20 protein-coding genes, 3 tRNA genes and 2 pseudogenes are annotated in these 21231 nt (G+C 66.9%); 18 read left to right on the forward strand and 7 right to left on the reverse strand.

Going from position 1 to position 21231, the window contains the following annotated elements:
• Window positions 1–111: 111 nt before the first annotated feature.
• From argG to ACCC97_RS26945, 4 genes are all read right to left on the reverse strand, one after another.
• On the reverse strand, window positions 112–1452 hold the full coding sequence (gene argG / locus ACCC97_RS26930; protein ID WP_007835524.1) for an argininosuccinate synthase: 1341 nt from the start codon (window positions 1450–1452) through the stop codon (window positions 112–114).
• 16 nt (window positions 1453–1468) lie between these two features.
• Complete coding sequence (locus tag ACCC97_RS26935; protein WP_007835522.1) at window positions 1469–1795, reverse strand: pyrimidine/purine nucleoside phosphorylase; 327 nt, start codon at window positions 1793–1795, stop codon at window positions 1469–1471.
• 127 nt (window positions 1796–1922) lie between these two features.
• Window positions 1923–2507 carry a hypothetical protein gene (locus ACCC97_RS26940; RefSeq protein ID WP_007835521.1) on the reverse strand — a complete coding sequence of 195 codons (585 nt, stop codon included), beginning with the start codon at window positions 2505–2507 and terminating at the stop codon, window positions 1923–1925.
• A 58-nt stretch (window positions 2508–2565) separates the two neighbouring features.
• Complete coding sequence (locus tag ACCC97_RS26945; RefSeq protein ID WP_007835518.1) at window positions 2566–2919, reverse strand: ArsC family reductase; 354 nt, start codon at window positions 2917–2919, stop codon at window positions 2566–2568.
• A gap of 36 nt (window positions 2920–2955) precedes the next feature.
• On the opposite strand from ACCC97_RS26945, the gene folC reads away from it, so the two are divergent.
• The 9 genes from folC (at window position 2956) to ACCC97_RS26990 (ending at window position 10229) form a co-directional block, all read left to right on the forward strand.
• Window positions 2956–4263, forward strand: a complete 1308-nt coding sequence (gene folC / locus ACCC97_RS26950; RefSeq protein ID WP_413336023.1) for a bifunctional tetrahydrofolate synthase/dihydrofolate synthase — start codon at window positions 2956–2958, stop codon at window positions 4261–4263.
• A 61-nt stretch (window positions 4264–4324) separates the two neighbouring features.
• Window positions 4325–5191 carry an SPOR domain-containing protein gene (locus ACCC97_RS26955; protein WP_413336025.1) on the forward strand — a complete coding sequence of 289 codons (867 nt, stop codon included), beginning with the start codon at window positions 4325–4327 and terminating at the stop codon, window positions 5189–5191.
• 21 nt (window positions 5192–5212) lie between these two features.
• Window positions 5213–5698, forward strand: coding sequence for a CvpA family protein (locus ACCC97_RS26960; RefSeq protein ID WP_413336027.1), 486 nt, complete (start codon window positions 5213–5215; stop codon window positions 5696–5698).
• 12 nt (window positions 5699–5710) lie between these two features.
• Window positions 5711–7213, forward strand: coding sequence for an amidophosphoribosyltransferase (gene purF / locus ACCC97_RS26965; RefSeq protein WP_007835511.1), 1503 nt, complete (start codon window positions 5711–5713; stop codon window positions 7211–7213).
• 11 nt (window positions 7214–7224) lie between these two features.
• Window positions 7225–8451, forward strand: coding sequence for an O-succinylhomoserine sulfhydrylase (locus ACCC97_RS26970; protein WP_413336045.1), 1227 nt, complete (start codon window positions 7225–7227; stop codon window positions 8449–8451).
• A 4-nt stretch (window positions 8452–8455) separates the two neighbouring features.
• Window positions 8456–9844 (forward strand): glutamate--tRNA ligase, encoded by a 1389-nt coding sequence (gltX, locus tag ACCC97_RS26975; protein WP_007835507.1) that lies wholly within the window; start codon window positions 8456–8458, stop codon window positions 9842–9844.
• 36 nt (window positions 9845–9880) lie between these two features.
• Window positions 9881–9956 (forward strand) — tRNA-Ala (locus ACCC97_RS26980).
• A gap of 51 nt (window positions 9957–10007) precedes the next feature.
• Window positions 10008–10083: transfer RNA gene (locus ACCC97_RS26985), tRNA-Glu, on the forward strand.
• A 69-nt stretch (window positions 10084–10152) separates the two neighbouring features.
• Window positions 10153–10229, forward strand: a tRNA-Asp gene (locus ACCC97_RS26990).
• 64 nt (window positions 10230–10293) lie between these two features.
• Here ACCC97_RS26990 and ACCC97_RS26995 read toward each other — a convergent pair.
• Window positions 10294–10581 (reverse strand): annotated as a pseudogene (locus tag ACCC97_RS26995) (tripartite tricarboxylate transporter substrate-binding protein); the annotation flags it as partial.
• On the opposite strand from ACCC97_RS26995, the gene ACCC97_RS27000 reads away from it, so the two are divergent.
• Both ACCC97_RS27000 and ACCC97_RS27005 read left to right on the forward strand, forming a co-directional pair.
• Window positions 10498–10746 (forward strand): hypothetical protein, encoded by a 249-nt coding sequence (locus tag ACCC97_RS27000; protein WP_413336029.1) that lies wholly within the window; start codon window positions 10498–10500, stop codon window positions 10744–10746. The pseudogene ACCC97_RS26995 and the gene ACCC97_RS27000 overlap by 84 nt on opposite strands.
• A gap of 74 nt (window positions 10747–10820) precedes the next feature.
• A pseudogene (locus ACCC97_RS27005) lies at window positions 10821–11201 on the forward strand (HU family DNA-binding protein); the annotation flags it as partial.
• A gap of 101 nt (window positions 11202–11302) precedes the next feature.
• Here the strand turns inward: ACCC97_RS27005 and ACCC97_RS27010 are convergent.
• A complete protein-coding gene (locus tag ACCC97_RS27010) occupies window positions 11303–11512 on the reverse strand; it encodes a hypothetical protein (protein ID WP_007833375.1) in 210 nt (69 codons plus the stop codon).
• Between the two features lie 155 nt (window positions 11513–11667).
• Between ACCC97_RS27010 and ACCC97_RS27015 the strand changes: the two genes are divergently transcribed.
• The 3 genes from ACCC97_RS27015 (at window position 11668) to ACCC97_RS27025 (ending at window position 14821) form a co-directional block, all read left to right on the forward strand.
• On the forward strand, window positions 11668–12144 hold the full coding sequence (locus ACCC97_RS27015) for a hypothetical protein (protein ID WP_413336031.1): 477 nt from the start codon (window positions 11668–11670) through the stop codon (window positions 12142–12144).
• Window positions 12145–12237: 93 nt separating this feature from the next.
• Window positions 12238–14070 (forward strand): bifunctional metallophosphatase/5'-nucleotidase, encoded by a 1833-nt coding sequence (locus ACCC97_RS27020; RefSeq protein ID WP_413336033.1) that lies wholly within the window; start codon window positions 12238–12240, stop codon window positions 14068–14070.
• Window positions 14071–14236: 166 nt separating this feature from the next.
• A complete protein-coding gene (locus tag ACCC97_RS27025) occupies window positions 14237–14821 on the forward strand; it encodes a YSC84-related protein (protein ID WP_007833372.1) in 585 nt (194 codons plus the stop codon).
• A 36-nt stretch (window positions 14822–14857) separates the two neighbouring features.
• Here the strand turns inward: ACCC97_RS27025 and ACCC97_RS27030 are convergent, their stop codons facing one another.
• Window positions 14858–15685, reverse strand: a complete 828-nt coding sequence (locus tag ACCC97_RS27030) for a plasmid replication/partition related protein (protein ID WP_413336035.1) — start codon at window positions 15683–15685, stop codon at window positions 14858–14860.
• A 157-nt stretch (window positions 15686–15842) separates the two neighbouring features.
• On the opposite strand from ACCC97_RS27030, the gene ACCC97_RS27035 reads away from it, so the two are divergent.
• The 4 genes from ACCC97_RS27035 to ACCC97_RS27050 all read left to right on the forward strand — a co-directional run.
• A complete protein-coding gene (locus tag ACCC97_RS27035; RefSeq protein ID WP_413336037.1) occupies window positions 15843–16355 on the forward strand; it encodes a sigma-70 family RNA polymerase sigma factor in 513 nt (170 codons plus the stop codon).
• 140 nt (window positions 16356–16495) lie between these two features.
• Window positions 16496–16735 carry an MbtH family protein gene (locus ACCC97_RS27040; RefSeq protein WP_413336039.1) on the forward strand — a complete coding sequence of 80 codons (240 nt, stop codon included), beginning with the start codon at window positions 16496–16498 and terminating at the stop codon, window positions 16733–16735.
• Window positions 16735–17478 (forward strand): thioesterase II family protein, encoded by a 744-nt coding sequence (locus tag ACCC97_RS27045; RefSeq protein ID WP_413336041.1) that lies wholly within the window; start codon window positions 16735–16737, stop codon window positions 17476–17478. The genes ACCC97_RS27040 and ACCC97_RS27045 overlap by 1 nt, the downstream gene beginning before the upstream one ends.
• Before the next feature lie 66 nt (window positions 17479–17544).
• On the forward strand, window positions 17545–21231 hold a 3687-nt coding region (locus ACCC97_RS27050; RefSeq protein WP_413336043.1), incomplete at its 3' end, for a condensation domain-containing protein.

Consider the following 21231-nt stretch of genomic DNA (forward strand, 5'->3'; position numbering starts at 1 on the left):
GTGTGGCGGCGGCTGCGGCGGAGGCGGCGGGGACTGACACCCGCGCACCAGGAAAACGGGCCCCGAGGGGCCCGTCGTCGTTTCTGCCTCCGAGGAGACAGGGCGCTGCGATCAGCTCGCGTCGCCGTCGTTGGCCAGCTTCGGCAGCGAAGCACCTTCGCTCGACGACAGCAGGCCGACCTGCGTGTAGATCGCGAGCTTCTCGCGCGTATCGACGATGTCGAGGTTGCGCATCGTGAGCTGGCCGATGCGGTCCAGCGGCGTGAATGCGCCCTCGACCTTTTCCATGCTCAGGCGCTCGGGCTTGTACGTGAGGTTGGCCGACTCGGTGTTCATGATCGAGTAGTCGTTGCCGCGGCGCAGCTCGACCGTCACTTCGCCGGTGATGGCGCGTGCCACCCAGCGCTGCGCCGTCTCGCGCAGCATGATGGCCTGCGGGTCGAACCAGCGGCCCTGGTAGAGCAGGCGGCCGAGCTTGCGTCCGTTGTCGCGGTACTGCTCGATGGTGTCTTCGTTGTGGATGCCGGTGACGAGGCGCTCGTAGGCGATGAACAGCAGCGCGAGGCCGGGAGCCTCGTAGATGCCGCGGCTCTTGGCCTCGATGATGCGGTTCTCGATCTGGTCGCTCATGCCCAGGCCGTGGCGGCCGCCGATGCGGTTGGCTTCGAGGATCAGGTCGACCAGGTTCGAATAGCGCACGCCGTTCAGCGCGACGGGCACGCCTTCCTCGAAGCGCACCGAGACGGTCTCGCGCTTGACTTCGACTTCGTCCTTCCAGAAGGCCACGCCCATGATGGGCTGCACGATCTGGATGCCGCTGTTCAAGTGCTCGAGGTCTTTGGCCTCGTGCGTGGCGCCGAGCATGTTCGAATCGGTCGAGTAGGCCTTCTCGGCCGACATCTTGTAGGCGAAGCCGGCCTTCTGCATGAACGCCGACATCTCGGCGCGGCCGCCCAGCTCGTCGATGAAGACCTGGTCGAGCCAGGGCTTGTAGATCTTCAGGTTGGGGTTGGTGAGCAGGCCGTAGCGGTAGAAGCGCTCGATGTCGTTGCCCTTGTAGGTGCTGCCGTCGCCCCAGATGTGGACGTCGTCTTCCTTCATGGCCGACACCAGCATCGTGCCGGTGACGGCACGGCCCAGCGGCGTGGTGTTGAAGTAGGTGACGCCGGCGGTGGTCACGTGGAAGGCGCCGGCCTGCAGCGCGGCGATGCCTTCGTTGGCCAGCTGCACGCGGCAGTCGATCAGGCGGGCATTTTCGGCGCCGTAGAGCATCGCCTTGCGCGGGATCTCGTCGTAGTCGGGCTCGTCGGGCTGGCCGAGGTTGGCGGTGTAGGCGTAGGGGATCGCGCCCTTGTTGCGCATCCAGTGGAGCGCCGCGCTGGTGTCCAGGCCGCCCGAGAAGGCGATGCCGACCTTCTGGCCGGCGGGTACGTTTTGGAGGATGGTCGACATGTCAGGAGGTCCGGTTTCAGCCGAAGTGGCAGATGTAGCTGTAGGGCTCGCCGGCCACGCGAATCTGGAAGCTCGAATTGCCCGGCACGTTGAATTTCTGGCCCGGACCCGAGGCGATCCATTCGGTGCTGCCCGCGAGCTGGTATTCGCAGCTGCCGCCGGTGCCTTCCATGATTTCAGGCGCGCCGGTGTTGAAGGTGAGGGTGGACGGCAGGATCACGCCGACCGATTTCTTCGTGCCGTCCACCAGCGTGAGGCTGTGGCTCACGCATTTGCCATCGAAGTACACATTGGCCTTGGTGGCCACTGCGGCGCTGTTGAGAGTGTCGGTAGTCGTCGTCATTGGGTAGCGCCGGCGCTGGGGAGCGGACGGCAAATCGAGGACGCACCGCACCGGCGGCGCACCCGTCAAGGGTTGGAAAAGTCCTCGATTTTAGGGGCTCAGGCGGCTTGGGCCGTCGGCCAGCGGCTCAACGGTGCCAGCCGCGGTATCCGCCACCCCAGCCGCGGTAGTAGCCACCGCCCCAGCCGCGCGAATAGCCGAGGTTCAGCGAGATGCCGACCGGCGGATAGACGTAGGGATAGGCATAGGGGTACGGGTAGGCTGGCTGCACGTAGACGGGAGCGGCATACACCGGCGCCGGTTGGTAGACCGGCGCGGGAGCGTCGGAGACCACCACGCCCGGCTCGGGCACCACGCTGTCCCATGGCGAGCCGCCATACTGCGGATAACCGTTGCCGTTGTCGGCTTCGACCGGATAAGGCTGCAGCTGCGGCTGCGGCGCCACCGGTGAGGTCGTCACGCCGTAGGCGTTGGCCTGGATCGAAATGGTCGCGCCGGGCCGACTGTTCATGCGGGTGGTGTACTGGCGGCCGTTGTATTCATAGGTGACGTTGTAGTTGACGTCGCTGCCGGTCGTTTCGCGGATCGGCGTGGCGGAGATCACGCGGGCCTGGACCACCTGGTTCTGCTGGGCGTGCACGAGCCCGGTGCCGGCGGCCAACGCTGCGGCCGCGGAAATCCCGGCGAGGGTGCGAAAAACATGCGTATTCATGGTGTGTTTCTCCTGCAGATCGGGATTGGAGGCCGGGCAGCAGGCCGGGTTCCGGCGTTTACACGACGTTGACAGCCCAGGCATCGGCGTCGAACCCTGTCGTAACGGGTTTTTTCGCCCCCCAGTTGACCACCGGCCGCTTGATCAGGCTGGGGTTGGCCAGCAGCACGGCGCGGGCCGAGCCGGCATCGACCACGCCCTCGCGGGTGGCGTCGTCCAGCTTGCGCCAGGTGGTGCCCTTGCGGTTGATCAGGGCCTCCCATCCGGGTTTTTTCAGCCACTGGTCGAGCTCGGCCTCGGGCACGCCCTGTTTCTTGAAATCGTGGAAGGTGTAGGCCACGCCATGTTCATCGAGCCAGGCGCGGGCGCGCTTGACGGTGTCGCAGTTCGGAATGCCGTATAGGGTTGTCATGCCCGCGATGATGCCCCGGGCGGCCAGTCGGCGACAATGCCGGCCTCCATGGAAACCCTTAACGACTGGCTCGCGCGCGCCGAGCAACTCCATCCCAAGAACATCGAACTCGGGCTCGAGCGCGCCAAGGAAATGGCGCAGCGCCTCGGCCTGCGCTTCAACTGCCCCGTCATCACGGTGGCGGGCACGAACGGCAAGGGCTCGACCTGCGCCATGCTCGAATCGATCCTGACGCACGCGGGCTATCGCACGGCGGTGTTCACCTCGCCGCACCTCGTGCGCTTCGAAGAGCGCCTGCGGCTCAAGGGCGAAGCCGTCGATGCTTCCAAACTGATAGCAAGTTTCGAAGTGGTGGAGAAGGCGCGGGGCGACATGCCCCTGACCTACTTCGAGTTCACCACGCTCGGCATCCTGCATTGCATGATCGAGGAAAAGCCCGATGTGGCGATCCTCGAAGTCGGCTTGGGTGGGCGGCTCGACGCGGTCAACATCATCGACGCCGACTGCGCGGTCATCACCAGCATCGACCTCGACCACATGGAATACCTCGGGCTCGACCGCGAAAGCATCGGCTTCGAGAAGGCCGGCATCATGCGGCCGGGCAAGCCCGCCATCGTGAGCGACCCGATGCCGCCGCAGAGCGTGATCGACCATGCGAACGCGATCGGCGCCGACTTCTGGCGCTTTGGGACCGACTTCAACGTGTCGGGCGACAAGCAGCAGTGGGGCTGGTCGGGCCGTGGCCGGCGCTACAGCGGGCTGGCCTACCCGGCGCTGCGCGGGGCCAACCAGCTCATCAACGCGGCCGGCGTGCTTGCGGCGCTCGACGCCTTGCGGCCGCAGTTGCCGATCACCGCGCAGGCCGTGCGCAACGGGCTCGCGATGGTCGAGTTGCCGGGCCGCTTCCAGATCGTGCCGGGCGAGCCTGCGCTGGTGCTCGACGTGGCGCACAACGCCCATGCCGTGGCCGCGCTGGCCGAGAACCTCGATGCGATGGGCTTCTACCCCACCACGCACGGCGTGTTCGGCGTGATGGCCGACAAGGACCTCGCACCGATCCTCGCGCGCATCGGGCCGCTGATCGACCGCTGGTACTTCACCGACCTGCCCACGCCGCGCGCCGCCAAGGCGGCCGACCTGCTGGCCAGCTGGCAGGCGCAGAACACGCGAACCGACGCCTCGGGCAGCGTGTACGCGGCCCCGATGGAAGCATTGCGCGCAGCCATCGGGCAGGCGGGGCCCGCTGATAGAATCGTGGTCTTCGGATCGTTCTTCACCGTGGGTGGCGTGCTCGAAAACGGCACCCCCCGGCTGCAAGCCAAACACCTGCTGCCAGGCGGCTGATCGTCGGGCTGTCCACACCATCTGGCACCACCTCGCTGCACTCCTTCAGGGATCGAACTTCATGGCGTTTTTCAAGTTCCGCACGCGCGGCCCGCAAGGCAACGAAGGACGCAGCGCCCCTGCCGCCGTCCCCGCGGAAAGTGTCGAAACCATGCGTCGGCGTGCACGCCACCGGCTGCTCGGCGCAGCGGTGCTGGTGCTGCTCGGCGTGATCGGCTTTCCGCTGCTGTTCGATACACAGCCGCGCCCCGTGTCGGTCGACATTCCCATCGAGATTCCCGACCGCAACAAGGTCAAGCCACTGCCCGTGCCCGCCGCGCCGGCGCCCACCACGAGCACCGCGCCGGTAGCGCCAGACAGCGGCAGCAGTTCGCGCGTGGCCTCGGCATCGTCCGGCGGCATGATCACCGAGACCGCCGACGGCACGGTGATCGAATCCGGCAGGCCCGTGCCCAGCACGCCACCCGTCGCGGCCGCCGAGCCCAAGCCCGATCCCAAACCGGAGCCCAAGCCCAAGCCGGAGGCCAAACCCGAACACAAGCCGGAACCCAAACCCGAGCCCAAGCCGAAGCCCGAACCCAAGCCAGAAGCGAAGCCCAAGCCGGCCGACTCGGGCGATGCTGCCCGTGCCCGCGCGCTGCTCGAAGGCAAGCCCGTCGCGACGGCTGCCGCGCCGAAGCCCGCCGCCGATGAAGGCGGCCGCTTCGTGGTGCAGGTCGGCGCTTTCGCCGACGCCGACAAGGCGCGCGAAGTGCGCCAGAAGCTCGAGAAGGCCGGCCTCAAGACTTACGTGCACGTGGCCAAGACGGCCGACGGCGAGCAGCGCACGCGTGTGCGTGTGGGCCCCTTCGGTTCGCGTGCCGAGGCCGACCGCGCGGCGGAAAAGGTCAAGGGCTTGTCTTTGGCGGCTGCGATCCTCACGTTGTAAGAGCCGTCGCCTGCTGTTGCCGTGGCCTTGCTCGACTGGATCGCCGTCGCGCTCATCGGGGTGTCGATGCTGTTCGGCCTGATGCGCGGGCTGGTGTTCGAAGTGATTTCGCTGATCGGCTGGGTGGCGGCTTTCATCGCCGCCCAGTGGCTGGCTTCCGGCGTGGCGGCATGGCTGCCGTTCGGCGATCAGCAGGGGGCGTGGCGCTATCCACTGGCCTTCGTGCTGGTCTTCGTGGCGGTGGTGTTCGGCGTCGGCCTGGTGGCGGCGCTCACGCGCAAGTTGATCACGGTCGTGGGCCTGCGGCCGGTGGACCGGATTCTGGGAGCAGCGTTCGGTGCGGCGCGGGGCGCGGTGGCCCTGCTCGTGCTGGCCGTCGTTGTTCATTTGCTGGTGTTGAGCGACAGTGCCTGGTGGCACGAATCGCGCAGCGCCATTGTTCTCGATGCGGCATTGCAGGGCCTGAAACCCGCGCTGCCTGAAAAGTTGGCAAGCTACCTGCCCTGAGAGGAATCGTTCATGTGTGGAATCGTCGGCGTTGTCAGCAACGCACCCGTCAATCAGCTGCTCTATGACGCGATGCTGCTGTTGCAGCACCGTGGCCAGGATGCGGCCGGCATCGTGACCTTGCTGGAACGCAAGTTCTTCATGCACAAGGCCAAGGGCATGGTCCGCGACGTGTTCCGCACGCGCAACATGCGCGCGCTGCCGGGCAGCGTGGGCCTGGGCCAGGTCCGCTACCCGACCGCCGGCAATGCCTACAGCGAGGAAGAGGCGCAGCCCTTCTACGTGAACGCGCCCTTCGGCATCGTGCTGGTGCACAACGGCAACCTGACCAACGCGCATGCGCTGCGCGCGGAGCTGTTTTCCACCGACCATCGCCACACCAACACCGAGAGCGATTCCGAAGTGCTGCTCAACGTGCTGGCACACGAACTCGAACGCTCGTCGCGCGGCGTGCCGCTGCACCCGGCCGAAGTGTTCGCCGCGGTCAAGAACATGCACAAGCGCCTGCGCGGCTCGTACGCCGTGGTGTCGCTCATTGCCGGCCACGGCCTGCTCGCCTTCCGCGATCCCTACGGCATCCGCCCGCTGTGCATGGGCCGCAGCGCCGACGGCGCCGTGATGGTGGCCAGTGAATCGGTCGCGCTCGAAGGCTCGGGCCATGTGTTCGAGCGTGACATCGCCCCGGGCGAAGCCGTGTTCATCGACCTCGAAGGCAAGGTGCACTCGATGCAGTGCGCCGAGTCGCCTACGCTGAACCCCTGCATCTTCGAATTCGTGTACCTTGCGCGCCCGGACTCGGTGCTCGACGGGATCTCGGTCTACCAGGCGCGCCTGAACCTCGGCGAAACGCTGGCCAAGCGCGTGGTCTCGACCGTGCCGCCGAACCAGATCGACGTGATCATCCCGATCCCCGAGTCGAGCCGCCCGAGCGCCACGCAGCTCGCGCACCTGCTGGGCGTGCCGTACCGCGAAGGCTTCGTGAAGAACCGCTACGTGGGCCGCACCTTCATCATGCCGGGGCAGGGCGTGCGCAAGAAGTCGGTGCGTCAGAAGCTCAACGTGATCGCCAGCGAATTCAAGGGCCGCAACGTGCTGCTGGTCGACGACTCGATCGTGCGCGGCACCACCAGCCAGGAAATCGTGCAGATGGCGCGTGACGCCGGCGCGCGCAAGGTCTACCTGGCCAGCGCCGCGCCGCCGGTGCGCTACCCCAACGTCTACGGCATCGACATGCCGACCAAGGGCGAACTGGTGGCGCATGACCGCACGGTCGAGCAGATCCGCGAACTGATCGGCTGCGACGCGCTGATCTACCAGGACGTCGATGCCATGAAGCGCGCGATCGGCTCGCTCAACCCCAAGCTCGACGGCTTCGACGCCTCGTGCTTCGACGGCGTGTACGTGACCGGCGACATCGATACCGAGGCCATCTCGCGCATGAACGGCAACCGTCCCCGCGTTGAAGAGACCGAAGAGGATTCTTCGCGCCTCGCGCTTCCCAATCACAGCGAGTGAGAGCAGACGAAGTGACCGACGAAGAACGAACACTGCCGCCCGGGTTGCATCCGGAGACGCTCGCGCTGCGCACCGGGCTCGCGCCGAGCCAGTACGGCGAGCATTCCGACGCGCTTTTCCTGACCAGCGGCTTCGTGCAGCCCGATGCCGAAACCTCGATGCGGCGTTTCGCTGGCACCGAGCCGGGCTTCACCTACTCGCGCACCTCGAATCCGACCGTGACCAGTTTCGAGCAGCGTATCGCGGCGCTCGAAGGTACGGAAGCGGCGATCGGCGCTTCGACCGGCATGGGCGCGATCCTCATGATGTGCATGGGCCTGCTGAAGGCAGGCGACCATGTGGTCTGCTCGCGCTCGGTGTTCGGCTCCACGCTGAACCTGTTCGGCAAGGAGTTCGCCAAGTTCGGCGTCGAGACCACCTTCGTGTCGCAGACCGACGTGGCCGAATGGCGCGCAGCCGTGAAGCCCAATACGAAGCTGCTGTTTGCCGAGACGCCGACCAACCCGCTGACCGAGGTCTGCGACATCCGCGCGCTGGCCGATGTGGCGCATGCGGCGGGCGCGCTGCTGGCGGTCGACAACTGCTTCTGCACGCCGATCCTGCAGCGTCCGGCGGCGCTGGGCGCCGACCTCGTCATCCACTCGGGCACCAAGCACCTCGACGGCCAGGGCCGCGTGATGGCGGGCGCGATCTGCGGTCCCTCGAAGCTCATCGTCGACGTGTTCGGGCCCATCGTGCGCACCGCCGGCATGGCGCTGGCGCCGTTCAACGCGTGGGTCGTGCTCAAGGGCATCGAGACGCTGGGCATCCGCATGAAGGCGCATTGCGCGAACGCGATGGACATTGCTCAATGGCTCGAGAAGCAGCCGGGCATCGCACGCGTCTACTACCCTGGGCTCGCCTCGCATGCGCAGCACGAACTGGCGATGCAGCAGCAGTCGGGGCAGGGCGGCGCGGTGGTGTCGTTCGACGTGGTCGGCGACTCGCCCGAGACGGCGCGCGCCAATGCCTTCCATGTCATGAACAGCACGCGCGTGGTGAGCCTTGCCACCAACCTCGGCGACGTGAAGACCATCATCACGCACCCCGGCACCACTTCGCATGGCCGCCTCACCGAGGCGCAGCGCCAGGCGGCTGGCATCGGCCAGGGGCTGATCCGCCTCGCGGTCGGCCTCGAGCACGTCGATGACATCAAGGCCGACATTGCGCGCGGTCTGAGCACCCTGAATCCACGATAACGAAATGACCGGCAAAGTACGCACCCGCATCGCACCATCCCCCACGGGATTCCTTCATCTGGGCACGGCACGCACGGCCCTCTACTCGTGGGCCTATGCGCGCCACCATGGCGGCGAGTTCGTGCTGCGCATCGAGGACACCGACGTGGCTCGCTCCACGCAGGACTCGACCGACCAGATCCTCGCGTCGATGCATTGGCTTGGCCTCGACTACGACGAAGGCCCGATCTACCAGATGCAGCGCCTCGAGCGCTACCGCGAAGTCGTCGCGCAGATGCTCGCGGCCGGCACCGCCTACCACTGCTATTGCACGCCCGCGGAGCTCGAGGAGATGCGCGAGGCGCAACGTGCACGCGGCGAGAAGACCTTGTACGACCGCCGCTGGCGCCCCGAGCCAGGCAAGGTGCTGCCGCCCGTGCCCGAAGGCGTGCCGCCTGTGGTGCGCTTCTGCAACCCGCCCGAAGGCGACGTCACGTGGAACGACCTCGTGAAGGGCGAGATCACGATCAACAACCGCGAGATCGACGACCTCATCATCCTGCGGCCCGACGGTGTGCCGACGTACAACTTCGCGGTCGTTGTCGACGACTGGGACATGAACATCACGCACGTGTTCCGCGGTGACGAGCACATCAACAACACGCCGTGGCAGATCAACATCTTCCGCGCGCTTGGTGCGCCGCTGCCCCAGTTCGGCCATGTGCCCGTGATCCTGGGCGACGACGGACAGAAGCTCTCGAAGCGCCGCGGCGCGGTGAGCGTCACGGCCTACGAAGAGAACGGCTACCTGCCCGAGGCCATGCTCAACTACCTCGCGCGCCTCGGCTGGAGCCACGGCGACGATGAACTCTTCACGCGCGAGCAGATGGTGAGCTGGTTCGACGGCTCGCACTTGTCGAAGAGCCCCGCGCAGTGGGACGCGGCAAAGCTTGCCTGGGTGAATGCGCAGTACATCAAGGCGAAGAGCGGCGACGAGCTCTCCCCGCTTGTTGCAGCACAGTTGCAAAAGCGCGGCATCGTCGCCGATGAACGTTTGCCTGCGATCTGCGCGCTGTTCAAGGACCGTTGCGACACCACGGTGGCGCTGGCGGGGTGGGCTGCCGCGTTCTATGCGGACATCGACGTGACCGAAGCCGATCGCGCGCAGCACATCACCGATGCAGTGAAGCCCGCGATTGCAACACTCGTTGAAAAATTGATGGGCGTGACCTGGGATAAGGCCTCAATCGCAGTTACCATCAAGGAAGTTCTCGCCGCACATGCATTGAAAATGCCGGTGTTGGCGATGCCAGTACGAGTGCTTGTGATGGGAACATCGCAGACACCGTCCCTCGATTCAGTGCTCGAAATTTTTTCCCGCGAAAAAGTTATCGAGCGATTGAAAAAGGCCTGAAAAATCGGGCTATAATTCGAGGCTCGACACCCACACGGGGGTATAGCTCAGCTGGGAGAGCGCTTGCATGGCATGCAAGAGGTCATCGGTTCGATCCCGTTTACCTCCACCATCAAAGTGTCGAGAAGGTTAGAGATGCTGATCGCAGCACGTCCAAGGTTTTGACCCTATCGTCTAGAGGCCTAGGACACCACCCTTTCACGGTGGCTACCGGGGTTCGAATCCCCGTAGGGTCGCCAGTTTCGCGCAAGTGAAGCAGGCACAAGTCGTCAGCACTTGGCTCCGCAAGGAGTGAACGTTGTCTACCAGGAGTGGTAGTTCAGTTGGTTAGAATACCGGCCTGTCACGCCGGGGGTCGCGGGTTCGAGTCCCGTCCACTCCGCCAAGCTCAGAAGCCCTTGCGAGTCAATGACTTGCAAGGGCTTTTTCTTTGGTGGCGGCCGCAAGCCGCAAGCCGTAAGCCGCGTGCGCACGCCCGGGGCCTTCAAGGCCGCACCGATGGCCTTGTGCAGTTTCTGCACCATCTCTTCAGGCGTGTTCTTCGGCACCATGAAGCCGCTCCAGATCTTGTATGCGAAGTTCTTGAGTTCTTTGCCTTCGCTCGCGGTCGGCACGTTCTCAACAGCTCCGAGCGCTGCGCACCGAACTGGCCCATGACCTTGATGATCTCCCAGCACGCGCAGTGCGATCTGCTCGTCAAGTCTCTGGTCGACCTGATCCTGCGCCTCGGTCAGCACGCGGGGCTCGACTTTTCCCCCTTGGCCGGCAATCGTCCGCTACATGGAATCGACCGCGAAACGCCCCGTCGTTCGCGCCGCGATACTGGCCGAAGGCCTGATCGAAGGCTGATCCACCAAGGTCTGAAGCGACCGCGTTACATCCGGCCTCTCGCAGTCGAATAAACTCCGCCCCGCTTGCAGCTTGTATTCGTGCTGCGCCGCCATAGGCAACATGGCGAAATCAAACCTATCAGGAAACTCAGTTGAACCGCATCGAACTCGTCGAAAAAATCGTCACCGCCCACAACGTCAGCAAGGCAGAAGCCGCGCGCATCCTCGAGACCGTCACGGGCTCGATCGTCGCCGCAGTGAAGAAGGGTGACCCCGTTCAGATCGTCGGCTTCGGCACTTTCAAGCAAGTGGCGCGCGCCGCACGCTCGGGCTTCAACCCCAGCGCCGGCACCAAGATCAAGATCGCTGCACAGAAGGTGCCGAAGTTCGTGCCGGGCGCCGCCTTCAAGGCCGCCGTGGACCCGAAGGCTGCAAAGCGCAAGGCCGACAAGGCCGTGGCCGCGAAGCCCGCAGCGAAGAAGGCCGCCGCACCCGCCAAGAAGGCCGTGGCTGCGAAGAAGAAGTAAGAACCGGCAGTGATGCACCGCAGCCTCGCGCTGCGGATGCAGAACAATGAAGAACGGCCCCTCGGGGCCGTTTTTCATGGGCGGTGCGCATGCGCATCGTTTCAGTCGCTCTGGATCACGCCCTCGCTCAGGTAGCGCTGGTATTCGGCAAGCGGAATGGCCGTCGTCTGAATGTTGCCGGCATCGCCCCAACTGATGACCGCGCTGTCGGGTGCCAGCTCGACTTCGATCGGTCCTTGGGGAATGAGGATCAGGGGGCCGTCGCCGGCCCGGTATTCGACATTTCCTGTGACTTTCGCGTTCGCTGCCATGGGTTCGTTCCTCGGGATGTTTGGGGAATGCGGGAGGCGGACCTCGAGCGTATCGGATCCGGTCCGGCTCGGGGTCATCGCGCCGCCGCGATGCGTGTAGGCGGGGCGGCCGTCATACCGGCGTCACGCGTGGCGTGGCACGCTCGCGCCTCGAAATGACGAATCCCCTCGGCAGAATTCTTGCGGCGTCGATCGCCTGTCTCGCGATCCTGGCGGCCGCCGTCGCGTGGCACCCGACCGCCGGCGGCAACGCTCAGGTCCGTACGGCTGATGCAGTTCCCCCGTCGCTGGAAATCCGCTGGCATGGCGGCGGCATCGTGCTGCAGGGCGCGGTGCAGGACGCCGCCACGCAGCAGACGCTTGCCGAGGGCGCGGCCGCGCGCCTGGGCGGCGAGAGCGACCAGGTGACCGACTGGCTCGACATCACGCCCACGGCACTGCCCGTGGCCGACGCAGCGTCGCTCGTGCGGCTCATCAACCTCGGGCAGGAGGGCTGGCACCTGCAGCGCGGGCCGACCGGAGGCTGGCTCGCAGTGCAGTCGCTGACCGACGAGCGCAGCGTGCAGGCGAGGGCGCTGCTGCAGGCCGCCTTCGGTCCCGGGGGCGCGGTGCGCCTCGTGCCGTTGCCCTGAGCGGCCGATCTCCTTGCGCAGCCGAGGGGCCTTCACGGTCTCGTCATGTGCCGTCCCCAGCATCGGCGGCATTCCAAAACAGAGGAGAGGTCCATGCATTCATCGTTGAAGCACCTTGCCGTCGCGGGCGTGGTGGCCGCCACCCTGGCCGCCTGCGGAGGCAGCGGCAGTTCGAACAATTTCGTTCCTTTCGTGCCGCCACCCGCGGCCAGCAATCCGCCTGCGCCGGCGCCCGCACCTGCCGTGCCCGGCACCGTGGACGTGAAGCTCATTGCCTTCAACGACCTGCACGGCAACCTCGAACCGCCGAAGCTGTCGATCAACGCGCCCGCCAAGGGCGGCGGCACGGTGCCGGTGCCGGCCGGCGGCGCGGCCTACCTGGCCTCGGCCATCGCTTCGCTCAAGGAGAAGAATCCGAACAACGCGGTGGTGTCGGCCGGCGACATGATCGGCGCTTCGCCGCTGGTGTCGGCGCTGTTCCTCGACGAGTCGACCATCGAGGCCGTGAACGCGATGAAGATCGATTTCAACGCGGTCGGCAACCACGAGTTCGACAAGGGCCAGACCGAACTGCTGCGCATGAAGAACGGCGGCTGCGCGAAGAACACCGCGCTCGAACCCTGCCGCGTGAACAAGAATTTCCCGGGCGCCAACTTCGGCTTCCTCGCGGCCAACACCGTGAAGGGCGACGGCAACACGTTGTTCCCCGCCACCGGCATGAAGACCTTCACGAAGGATGGTGCCACGGTGAAGGTGGCATTCATCGGCATGACGCTGAAGGGCACGCCGAACATCGTCACGCCCGCCGGCGTCGCTGGCCTGAGCTTCAAGGACGAGGCTGACACCGCCAACGCGCTGATCCCGCAGCTGAAGGCGCAGGGCGCGGATGCCATCGTCGTCGTGGTCCACGAGGGCGGCACCACCACCGTGGGCTACAACGACAAGAGCTGCGCCGGCCTGAGCGGCGACATCCTGCCGATCCTGAACAAGCTCGACACCGCGGTGGACGTCGTGATCTCGGGCCACACGCACCGCTCGTACGTGTGCGACTACGGCAAGACCAACCCAGCCAAGCCCTTCCTGCTGACCAGCGCCGGCCAGTACGGCACGCTGCTGACGGACATCAATATCACCATCGACACCCGCACCCGCAAGGTCACGGCCAAGGCGGCTGACAACGTGATCGTGCAGGGCGAGTCCTACACCAGCGGCGCCACTACCGTCGCGCTGACCGACCAGTACCCCGCCTTCGGCAAGAACCAGGAAGTGGCCGCGCTCATCGGCCAGTACCTCGCCATCGCGGGGCCGCTGGTGCAGCGCGTGGTGGGATCGCTCACCGCGACGGCCACGCGCACGCAGACCGCGTCGAGGGAAAGCGTGCTGGGCAACCTGATCGCCGACGCGCAGCTCGCAGCCACGAGCCCGGCCGGCAAGGGCGCCGCGCAGATCGCCTTCATGAACCCGGGCGGCGTGCGCGCCGACCTCGCACCGGCCGGCGACGGCAGCGTGACCTACGGCCAGATCTTCGCGGTTCAGCCATTCGGCAACAGCCTGGTGGTGAAGACCATGACCGGCGCGCAGATCAAGGCGGTGCTGGAGCAGCAGTTCAATAGCGGTTCCAACACGGTGGCCTCGCCCAAGGTGCTGCTGCCGTCGGCCAGCCTGAGCTACAGCTACAGCCTCTCGGCGCCTGCCGGTTCGCGCATCGGCAACATGGCGCTCAACGGCACCGCGATGGCCGACGCCACCACCTACCGCGTGACGATGAACAGCTTCCTGGCCACCGGCGGCGACAACTTCACCGTCTTCAACCAGGGCACCGACGCGCTCGGCGGCGACCAGGACGTGGACGCCCTGGAGGCCTACATCAAGGCGAACAGCCCGCTGGCGCCGCCGGCCACCGGCCGCATCACTGTTCTGCCCTGAGCGGGCTGACGAGAAGGGGGGCACCGTTCGCCGACACCGTGACTTCGCGTAGGCCGATGTCGCAAGCCGGATTTGCCCCTCTTTGGCGGATTTAGCATGGAACTTGTCTGCCGCCGACGGCAGAGCTTTGTTTGCCGATCCATGTTTTTTTGCAAAGGAATCCGCCATGAAAACCATGAATCTCCGCACGCTGGCGCTTTCGTCCGCCGTGGCGGCGTGCAGCCTGGCTTTTGTCGGGTGCACCACCACGCGGCCGCAGGATCAGGCCAGCAGCGCGTCTTCGCGCACTTCCATCGACGCCCAGGTCGATGCCTCGCTGTCCAAGCTGTACGACTCCGTGAAGGGCTCGCGCGATCTGGTCGCCAGGTCGAGCGGGGTGCTGGTGTTTCCCGCCGTGGTGGGTGCCAGCATGGGCGTGGGCGCCGAGTATGGCCGAGGCGCGTTGCGCGTGAACGGTCGCACGCAGTCCTACTACAGCACCACCGCCGGATCGGTGGGCTTCCAGGCAGGTGCGCAGTCGAAGGCGGTGATCTACGTGTTCACCACGCAAGCGGCGCTGGACAAGTTCCGCAGCAGCAAGGGCTGGACGGCAGGTGCCGACGCCACGGTGGCGCTCGCGACCATCGGGGCCAACGGCAGCATCGACACGAACACGCTGCGCCAGCCCGTGGTGGGCTTCGTGATGACGAACGTCGGGTTGGAAGCCGGCGTCTCGCTGTCGGGCGCGAAGATCAGCGAGATCCAGCTGTAGGAAAACGCGTCGGCCGGCCTCTGCAGGCCGATGCGCTCAATGGCCGAGCTGCGCCCGCAGTTCGGCCACCTGCCGGCGCAGGGTTTCGTTCTCGGCCGTGAGTTCGGCCACGCGCTGCTGCAGCGCCTGTACCGTGTCAGGCGCGTCGTGCGTATCCGCTTCGGCGGACTCTTCTCGCGGCTTCTTCTTCGACTCGCGCACGCGCTTGGCGGCCTGCTTGAGCTCGTCCTTGCCGGCGTTCGCGGCCGAGATCTGCTCCTCGGCCGGCAGCGTGGCGACCGCGGCCGCGGTGTTGATCGAGATCACGCCCGACTTCACGGCCGCCACCAGTTCCGGCGCGGCCTGCTTCTGGATCTTCTCGATCATGCCCACCTGGCTGCTGCTCAGCCGCGCGGCGCGGGCGATGGCTTCGCGGCTGTTCAGCGGGGCGGGTGGGGGCATGGGAGCGCTGTCGGCGGACGGATCGACGTCGAACGGCGGGTCGGACGGATCGTGCGTGGCGTCCGGCGGCGAAGCCGGCTGCGCCACCGCGCGGGTGCGCTGCTGATCGACGATGTCCTTCTTGCGCAGCGCGAGCACGCCGCGCAGGAAGTCGGAGATGCTGCGCCGGCCCAGGTGCTGGTCGATCATCCAGAGGTGCACGTCGTCGATGCTCTTGAAGCGCGTGTTCTGCACCGTCTGGAAGGGCAGCCCGTGCTTCTGGCAGATGCCGTAGCGGTTGTGGCCATCCACCAGCACATCGCCCCAAAGCACCAGCGCGTCGCGGCAGCCCTCGGCGAGGATGCTGCGTTCGAGGGCTTCGTGTTCCTCCGGCGTCAGGGGGTCGATATAGGCTTTGAGGTCTTCGTTGACGACGATGTTCATGGGCAGGGGGACGCGGCGGGAAAAGCGAGCAAAGGGGCGGGATTTTAGATGTCTCTGTTTGGTGCGCCCAAACGTCTATGGAAGTGAGGGCACATCGCAAATCCTGGGTGTCACCTTCTTCATAAATAGTAATGATTCTTATTTAAATATGCAGCCCATGTCTTCGCCCGAGTCATCGCTGGGAGATGTCTTCGTCGCCAACCGGGCCCAGCTCTGGCACGTTGCCCGCAGGATCGTGCGCACCACCGATCTCGCGGACGACGTGGTGCAGGATGCCTACCTCCGGATCGCCGACGGCGCCTGCCGCAAGATTGACAAGCCCATGGGCTACTGCTGCCAGGTGGTGCGCAATCTGGCGCTCGACCATTGCCGCCGCCAGTCGCTCGAGGCCACCTACCGCACCTTCGACATCGATGTCGAGACATTGGACGTGCCCGGGCCATCTTCGCCGGACTGCCTTATGCGTGACCGCCAGGCCGTTGGCTTGATCGAGCAGGCGCTCTCGCGGCTTCCCGCGAGAACGCGCGCGGCGTTCCAGCTCTACCGCCTCGAAGGCCTCACGCAGCGCGGCATCGCGGCGCAGTTGGGCTGCGCGCTCGGGCTCGTGAACCGGCTCATCGCCGAGGCCGACGAAGCCGTCGGCGCCATGCGCCACCTGATCAACGATTGACGCGCGCGACGCCCCGGGGGAGTGAACAGATTCGCTCCTGAACCGTCATGTTGATCAGAAGCGCAGCAATCGACCGCCCGCCGGTCGGGTTGCCCGCCCGCTTTCCTGCCGCTTCCCCGATAACCGCACAAGGACGCACCATGTCTACCAGCTGCTTCGACCGCGAAGACGAAACCTTCATCGTCCTGGTCAACCACGAAGATCAATACTCCATCTGGCCGCATTGGAAGGCCGTGCCCAGCGGCTGGGTGGCCGTCGACGGCGTCAAGGGCGACAAGAAGACGGCGCTCGACTACGTCGAGAAGAACTGGACCGACATGCGTCCGAAGTCGCTGCGCGACTGGATGGCGGCGCAAGAGGATGCGCCTTCCGCGCTCTGATGGCCGTGCCGGCGAGGGTGTCGCTGCTGTGCCTGCCGTGCGCGGGCGCCAGCGCAACGATGTACCTGCGCTGGCGGCCCCTGCTGCCGCGCTGGATCGAGATCGTGCCCGTCGAGCTGCCGGGCCGCGGCATGCGCATGGGCGAGCGCTTCGTCGAAAGCTTCGACGCCCAGGTCGCGCGCATCTGCGCCGAACAGGCCGATGCGATGCAGGGCAGCTTCATGCTCTTCGGCCACAGCATGGGTGCGTTGCTGGCCTACGGCGTCGCGCAGCGGCTTCGCGCGCTGGGCCGGCCGCTGCCGCGGGCCTTGCTCGCATCGGGCAGTTCGGCGCCGTCGCAGCGCGATCCCGGCCGCTTGCCCGGCACGCACGACGACGCCGCGCTGACCGCCGAGCTGCGCAAGCAGGGCGGCACTCCCGAAGAGGTGTTTGCCAGCGCCGAGCTGATGCGCATCACCCTCGACACGCTGGGCGCGGACTACCGCGTCTGCCGGAGCTTCGCGTACGCGGCGGATGCGCTGCTGCCGATGCCCCTGCATGTCTTTGCGGGCCGCCGGGACGACATCAACGCCCCGCGCATGGAGGCGTGGTCGGCGCATGCCGGCGACGCGTTCACGCTCGACTGGTTCGACGGCGGCCATTTCTTCATCCGCCAGCGCGAGGCCGCCTTCCTCGATGCATTGACGCGGCGCGTGAGCCAGGCCATGGACGGAGGACGGCATGCACCCCATGCAGTTGCATGACGCCTTGCCCGAACGCAGCCGGCCCGACGCCGGCTGCGCACTTTCCGACTATCTGGAGTGAGCGAGATGGCATGCACAACGACAACCGCGGTGGCACCGAACCAGGGGCACCCCGAATCCGCGAACTTCGTGGAACACCTGCGGGCATTGGCGCGGGCGCGGCCCGACGACGTCTGGCTCACGGTGGCCGGAGAAGCGAACGGCGCCTGCTTCGAGAAGCCCTTCAGCTACGCAGTCTTCGAGACGCGCGTGCGTGCGCTGGCGGTGCGCCTGCAACAGCAGTTTGCGAAAGGCGACCGCGCCCTCGTCATGCTGGACAACGACGATCACTACGCCGTGAGCATGCTGGCGTGCTTCTATGCCGGTGTGATCGCCGTGCCCGTGTTTCCGCCTGAATCCATGCGGCCCCAGCATCTCGCGCGCCTCGCGGGCATTGCGGACGATTCGCAGGCCCGCTGCATCCTCACCTCGTCGGCGATGCAGGCTGCAATGGAGCGTGCCGCAGAGTCGTTCGCGCAGGCGTCGATGATCGCCGTGGACGCGGTGGACAACGATCTCGCCGACGCATGGACCCCGTTCTCGCCGGCGCAGGACGACCCCGCATTCCTGCAATACACCTCGGGCTCGACTTCCGCGCCCAAGGGCGTGATCGTGACGCACGGCAACCTCATGGCCAACGAGCTCGCCATCCGCGAGGGCATGGGCATCGGGCCGGACGACAAGTTCGTGTCGTGGGCGCCGCTGTATCACGACATGGGCCTGATCGGCGGCCTCATGCAGCCGCTCTACAGCGGCATTCCGCTCGTGCTGACCTCGCCGCGCTACTTCCTCGAAAGCCCGGTGCGATGGCTCGAACTCATCTCGCGCCACCGCGCCACGCTGAGCGGCGGCCCTGACTTCGCCTACCGCCTGTGCCTCGACCGCGTGAAGGGATCGCGGCTCGCGGGCCTCGACCTGTCGAGCTGGCGCGTGGCCTACACCGGCGCCGAGCCCGTGCGCGCTGACACCGAAGCCGAATTCATCGAGCGGTTCGCGCCCGTGGGCTTCGACCCCCGCGCAGCGTACCCCTGCTACGGCCTGGCCGAGGCGACCCTGTTCGTCACTGGTGGACAACGCGGCGGTGGATTGGTCGCGCGCAGCTTCTCAAGCAGCGCGCTCGCAAGAGGCGAGGGCGTCGAGAGCGCGGAAGGCACCCTGCTGGTCGGCTGCGGCGCCGCGCCTGAAGGCCACCAGGTGCGCATCACCGACACCGCCTCGCTGGCCGCGCTCGGCACGGGCCGCGTCGGCGAGATCTGGGCCAGCGGAGCGAGCATCTGCGCCGGCTACTGGGGCAAGCCCGCCGAAACCCGCGAGACCTTCGCCGAGCATGAAGGCCGGCGCTGGCTGCGCACCGGCGACCTCGGCTTCCAGCACGACGGGCAGCTCTACGTCACGGGTCGCATCAAGGACCTGATCATCGTCCGCGGCCACAACATCTACCCGCAGGACATCGAGCGCACCATCGAAGCCGAGGTCGAGGCCGTGCGCAAGGGCCGCGTCGCCGCGTTCGCGGTGGCGGGGCCGCAAGGCGAGGGCATCGGCGTGGCGGCCGAGGTGTCGCGCAGCATGCAGAAGCTGGTGGCGCCAGATGTGCTCGTCGAGGCGCTTGGCGCCGCCGTGAGCGAGGTGTTCGGCGAAGCGCCGGCCGTTGTGGCGCTGCTGAACCCCGGCGCGCTGCCCAAGACCTCCAGCGGCAAGCTCCAGCGCCAGGCGTGCCGCGCGGGGCTCGCGGCGCGCAGCCTCGATGCCTACGCGATCCGCGAGCAGGGGGCTTTCACGCTCGGCGGCGGCGGTGCGCCGGTGCCGGCCGAGGCGCCGGTGCTCGACGATGTCGCGCAGGCGGTGGCAGGCATCTGGCGCGAAGTGCTCAGGTGGCCCGAAGGGCGCACGCTGGCGCACGACGCTCACTTCTTCGCCTCGGGCGGCAATTCGCTCGCGGCGGTGCAGGCGGCCGCGCGCATCGCGCGGCGCTGGAACATCGAGTTCGGCATCCGTGACCTGTTCGAACAGCCCCGGCTGAACGCCTGTGCGGATGCAGTGCGCAGCCGCAATGCGAACCCGGTCTCTGCTGCGCCCGGCGCGGCCATCGAACCGCTGTCCGCCGAGCGCCGGCTGCAGCCGCTGCCGCTGTCACACGCGCAGGAACGCCAGTGGTTCCTGTGGAAGCTCTCGCCGCAAAGCACCGCGTACCACATGAGCGGTGCGCTTCGCCTGTCGGGCGCGCTGGACACCGCCGCGATGCACTCCGCATTCGAAGACCTCGCCGCGCGCCACGAGTCGCTGCGCACGGTGTTCCTCGCCGGCGCGGACGGTTCAGCCGAACAGCTGATCAGCCCGTCGTGGGAGCCGTTGCTGAGCCTTGTCGACCTGCGCCACCTACCGCCCGGTGAACGCGAAGCGCGCGCCGCCGAGGAAGCGCGGCGACTTCACGCCACGCCCTTCGACCTGACGCAGGGGCCGCTGCTGCGCGTGGCGCTGGTGCGCCTGTCGGACACGTCGCATCTGCTCGTGGTGGTGATGCACCACATCATCTCGGACAGCGCGTCGATGCAGGTGCTGCTCGACGAACTCGCGGCCGGTTATGCCGCGCGGCTGCGAGGCGACACGCAGCGCCGTGCCGGCGCGCGCGCCCAGTACGTGGACCATGCCGTGTGGCAGCGAGGCTGGCTGGCCGCTGGTGAAGCCGAACGGCAGTTGGCCTGGTGGCGCGAGCAGCTTGGCGACGAGCACCCTGTGCTTGCACTGCCGACCGACCGTCCTCGCACCGCGCAGATCGGCTACAGCGCGGCGCGGCACAGCGTCGATGTGCCCGCCGCGCTGCTGGCCGGCCTGCGCCAATCCGCGGCGTCCGAGGGCGCGACGCTCTTCATGGTGCTGCTGGCCGGGTTCCAGGCGCTGCTGCATCGCTATACCGGACTGGAGGACATCCGCGTCGGCGCGCCGGTGGCCAACCGCAGCAGGGTCGAGGCCGAAGGCGTCATCGGCTTCTTCGTCAACACGCTGGTGCTGCGCAACCCGATCGGCGCGCGCATGCGCCTGTCGCAGGTCGTCGCGCAGGCCCGGGAGGCGGTGCTGGGCGCGAAGACGCACCAGGACCTGCCTTTCGAGCAACTGGTCGAGGTGCTGCAGCCGCAGCGCAGCCTGGGCCAGAGTCCGCTGTTCCAGGTGATGTTCAATCACCTGGCCGAAGACTACCGGGCGCTGGCGCAATTGCCGGGGCTCGAAGTGGCGCACTACGCACTGCCCGATGGAGAGGCGCAATTCGAGCTGGTGCTCGAAGCGCGCGAGACGCCCGATGGCACGTTGACGCTGGGCTTCGTCTACGCTGCGCAGTTGTTCGACCGTGAGACGGTCGAGCGGATGGCGGGGCACTATGTGGCGGTGCTGCAGGCGTTGGCCTGGCGGCGCGAACTGGCGGTGGGCGACGTGCCGCTGGTGGGTGCGGCGGAGCGCGCACAGTTAGCGGCGTGGAGCGGGAACAAGCACCGCCACGAAGGCGCACAGCCCGTGCATCGGCAGATCGAAGCGCATGCGAGGCTGAAGCCCTCGGCCCCCGCGCTGGTCTTCGGCGACGAGGCGCTGAGTTACTCGGAACTCAATGCGCGTGCGAACCGGCTGGCCCATCGCCTGATCGCCCTGGGTGTACGGCAGGACACGTTGGTGGGCCTGTGCGCGGAGCGCTCCACCGAGATGATGGTGGGCATCCTCGCGGTG

The sequence above is a fragment of the Variovorax sp. Varisp85 genome (genome assembly GCF_047304045.1).
In the GTDB taxonomy this organism is placed as follows: Bacteria; Pseudomonadota; Gammaproteobacteria; order Burkholderiales; family Burkholderiaceae_C; genus Variovorax.

What these genes read in the sequence shown, in the direction of transcription:
- argG (WP_007835524.1), bottom strand. Translation starts at nt 1,452, where the DNA reads ATGTCGACCATCCTCCAAAACGTACCCGCCGGCCAGAAGGTCGGCATC.
- ACCC97_RS26935 (WP_007835522.1), bottom strand. Translation starts at nt 1,795, where the DNA reads ATGACGACGACTACCGACACTCTCAACAGCGCCGCAGTGGCCACCAAG.
- ACCC97_RS26940 (WP_007835521.1), bottom strand. Translation starts at nt 2,507, where the DNA reads ATGAATACGCATGTTTTTCGCACCCTCGCCGGGATTTCCGCGGCCGCA.
- ACCC97_RS26945 (WP_007835518.1), bottom strand. Translation starts at nt 2,919, where the DNA reads ATGACAACCCTATACGGCATTCCGAACTGCGACACCGTCAAGCGCGCC.
- folC (WP_413336023.1), top strand. Translation starts at nt 2,956, where the DNA reads ATGCCGGCCTCCATGGAAACCCTTAACGACTGGCTCGCGCGCGCCGAG.
- ACCC97_RS26955 (WP_413336025.1), top strand. Translation starts at nt 4,325, where the DNA reads ATGGCGTTTTTCAAGTTCCGCACGCGCGGCCCGCAAGGCAACGAAGGA.
- purF (WP_007835511.1), top strand. Translation starts at nt 5,711, where the DNA reads ATGTGTGGAATCGTCGGCGTTGTCAGCAACGCACCCGTCAATCAGCTG.
- gltX (WP_007835507.1), top strand. Translation starts at nt 8,456, where the DNA reads ATGACCGGCAAAGTACGCACCCGCATCGCACCATCCCCCACGGGATTC.
- ACCC97_RS27000 (WP_413336029.1), top strand. Translation starts at nt 10,498, where the DNA reads ATGACCTTGATGATCTCCCAGCACGCGCAGTGCGATCTGCTCGTCAAG.
- ACCC97_RS27010 (WP_007833375.1), bottom strand. Translation starts at nt 11,512, where the DNA reads ATGGCAGCGAACGCGAAAGTCACAGGAAATGTCGAATACCGGGCCGGC.
- ACCC97_RS27015 (WP_413336031.1), top strand. Translation starts at nt 11,668, where the DNA reads ATGACGAATCCCCTCGGCAGAATTCTTGCGGCGTCGATCGCCTGTCTC.
- ACCC97_RS27020 (WP_413336033.1), top strand. Translation starts at nt 12,238, where the DNA reads ATGCATTCATCGTTGAAGCACCTTGCCGTCGCGGGCGTGGTGGCCGCC.
- ACCC97_RS27025 (WP_007833372.1), top strand. Translation starts at nt 14,237, where the DNA reads ATGAAAACCATGAATCTCCGCACGCTGGCGCTTTCGTCCGCCGTGGCG.
- ACCC97_RS27030 (WP_413336035.1), bottom strand. Translation starts at nt 15,685, where the DNA reads ATGAACATCGTCGTCAACGAAGACCTCAAAGCCTATATCGACCCCCTG.
- ACCC97_RS27035 (WP_413336037.1), top strand. Translation starts at nt 15,843, where the DNA reads ATGTCTTCGCCCGAGTCATCGCTGGGAGATGTCTTCGTCGCCAACCGG.
- ACCC97_RS27040 (WP_413336039.1), top strand. Translation starts at nt 16,496, where the DNA reads ATGTCTACCAGCTGCTTCGACCGCGAAGACGAAACCTTCATCGTCCTG.
- ACCC97_RS27045 (WP_413336041.1), top strand. Translation starts at nt 16,735, where the DNA reads ATGGCCGTGCCGGCGAGGGTGTCGCTGCTGTGCCTGCCGTGCGCGGGC.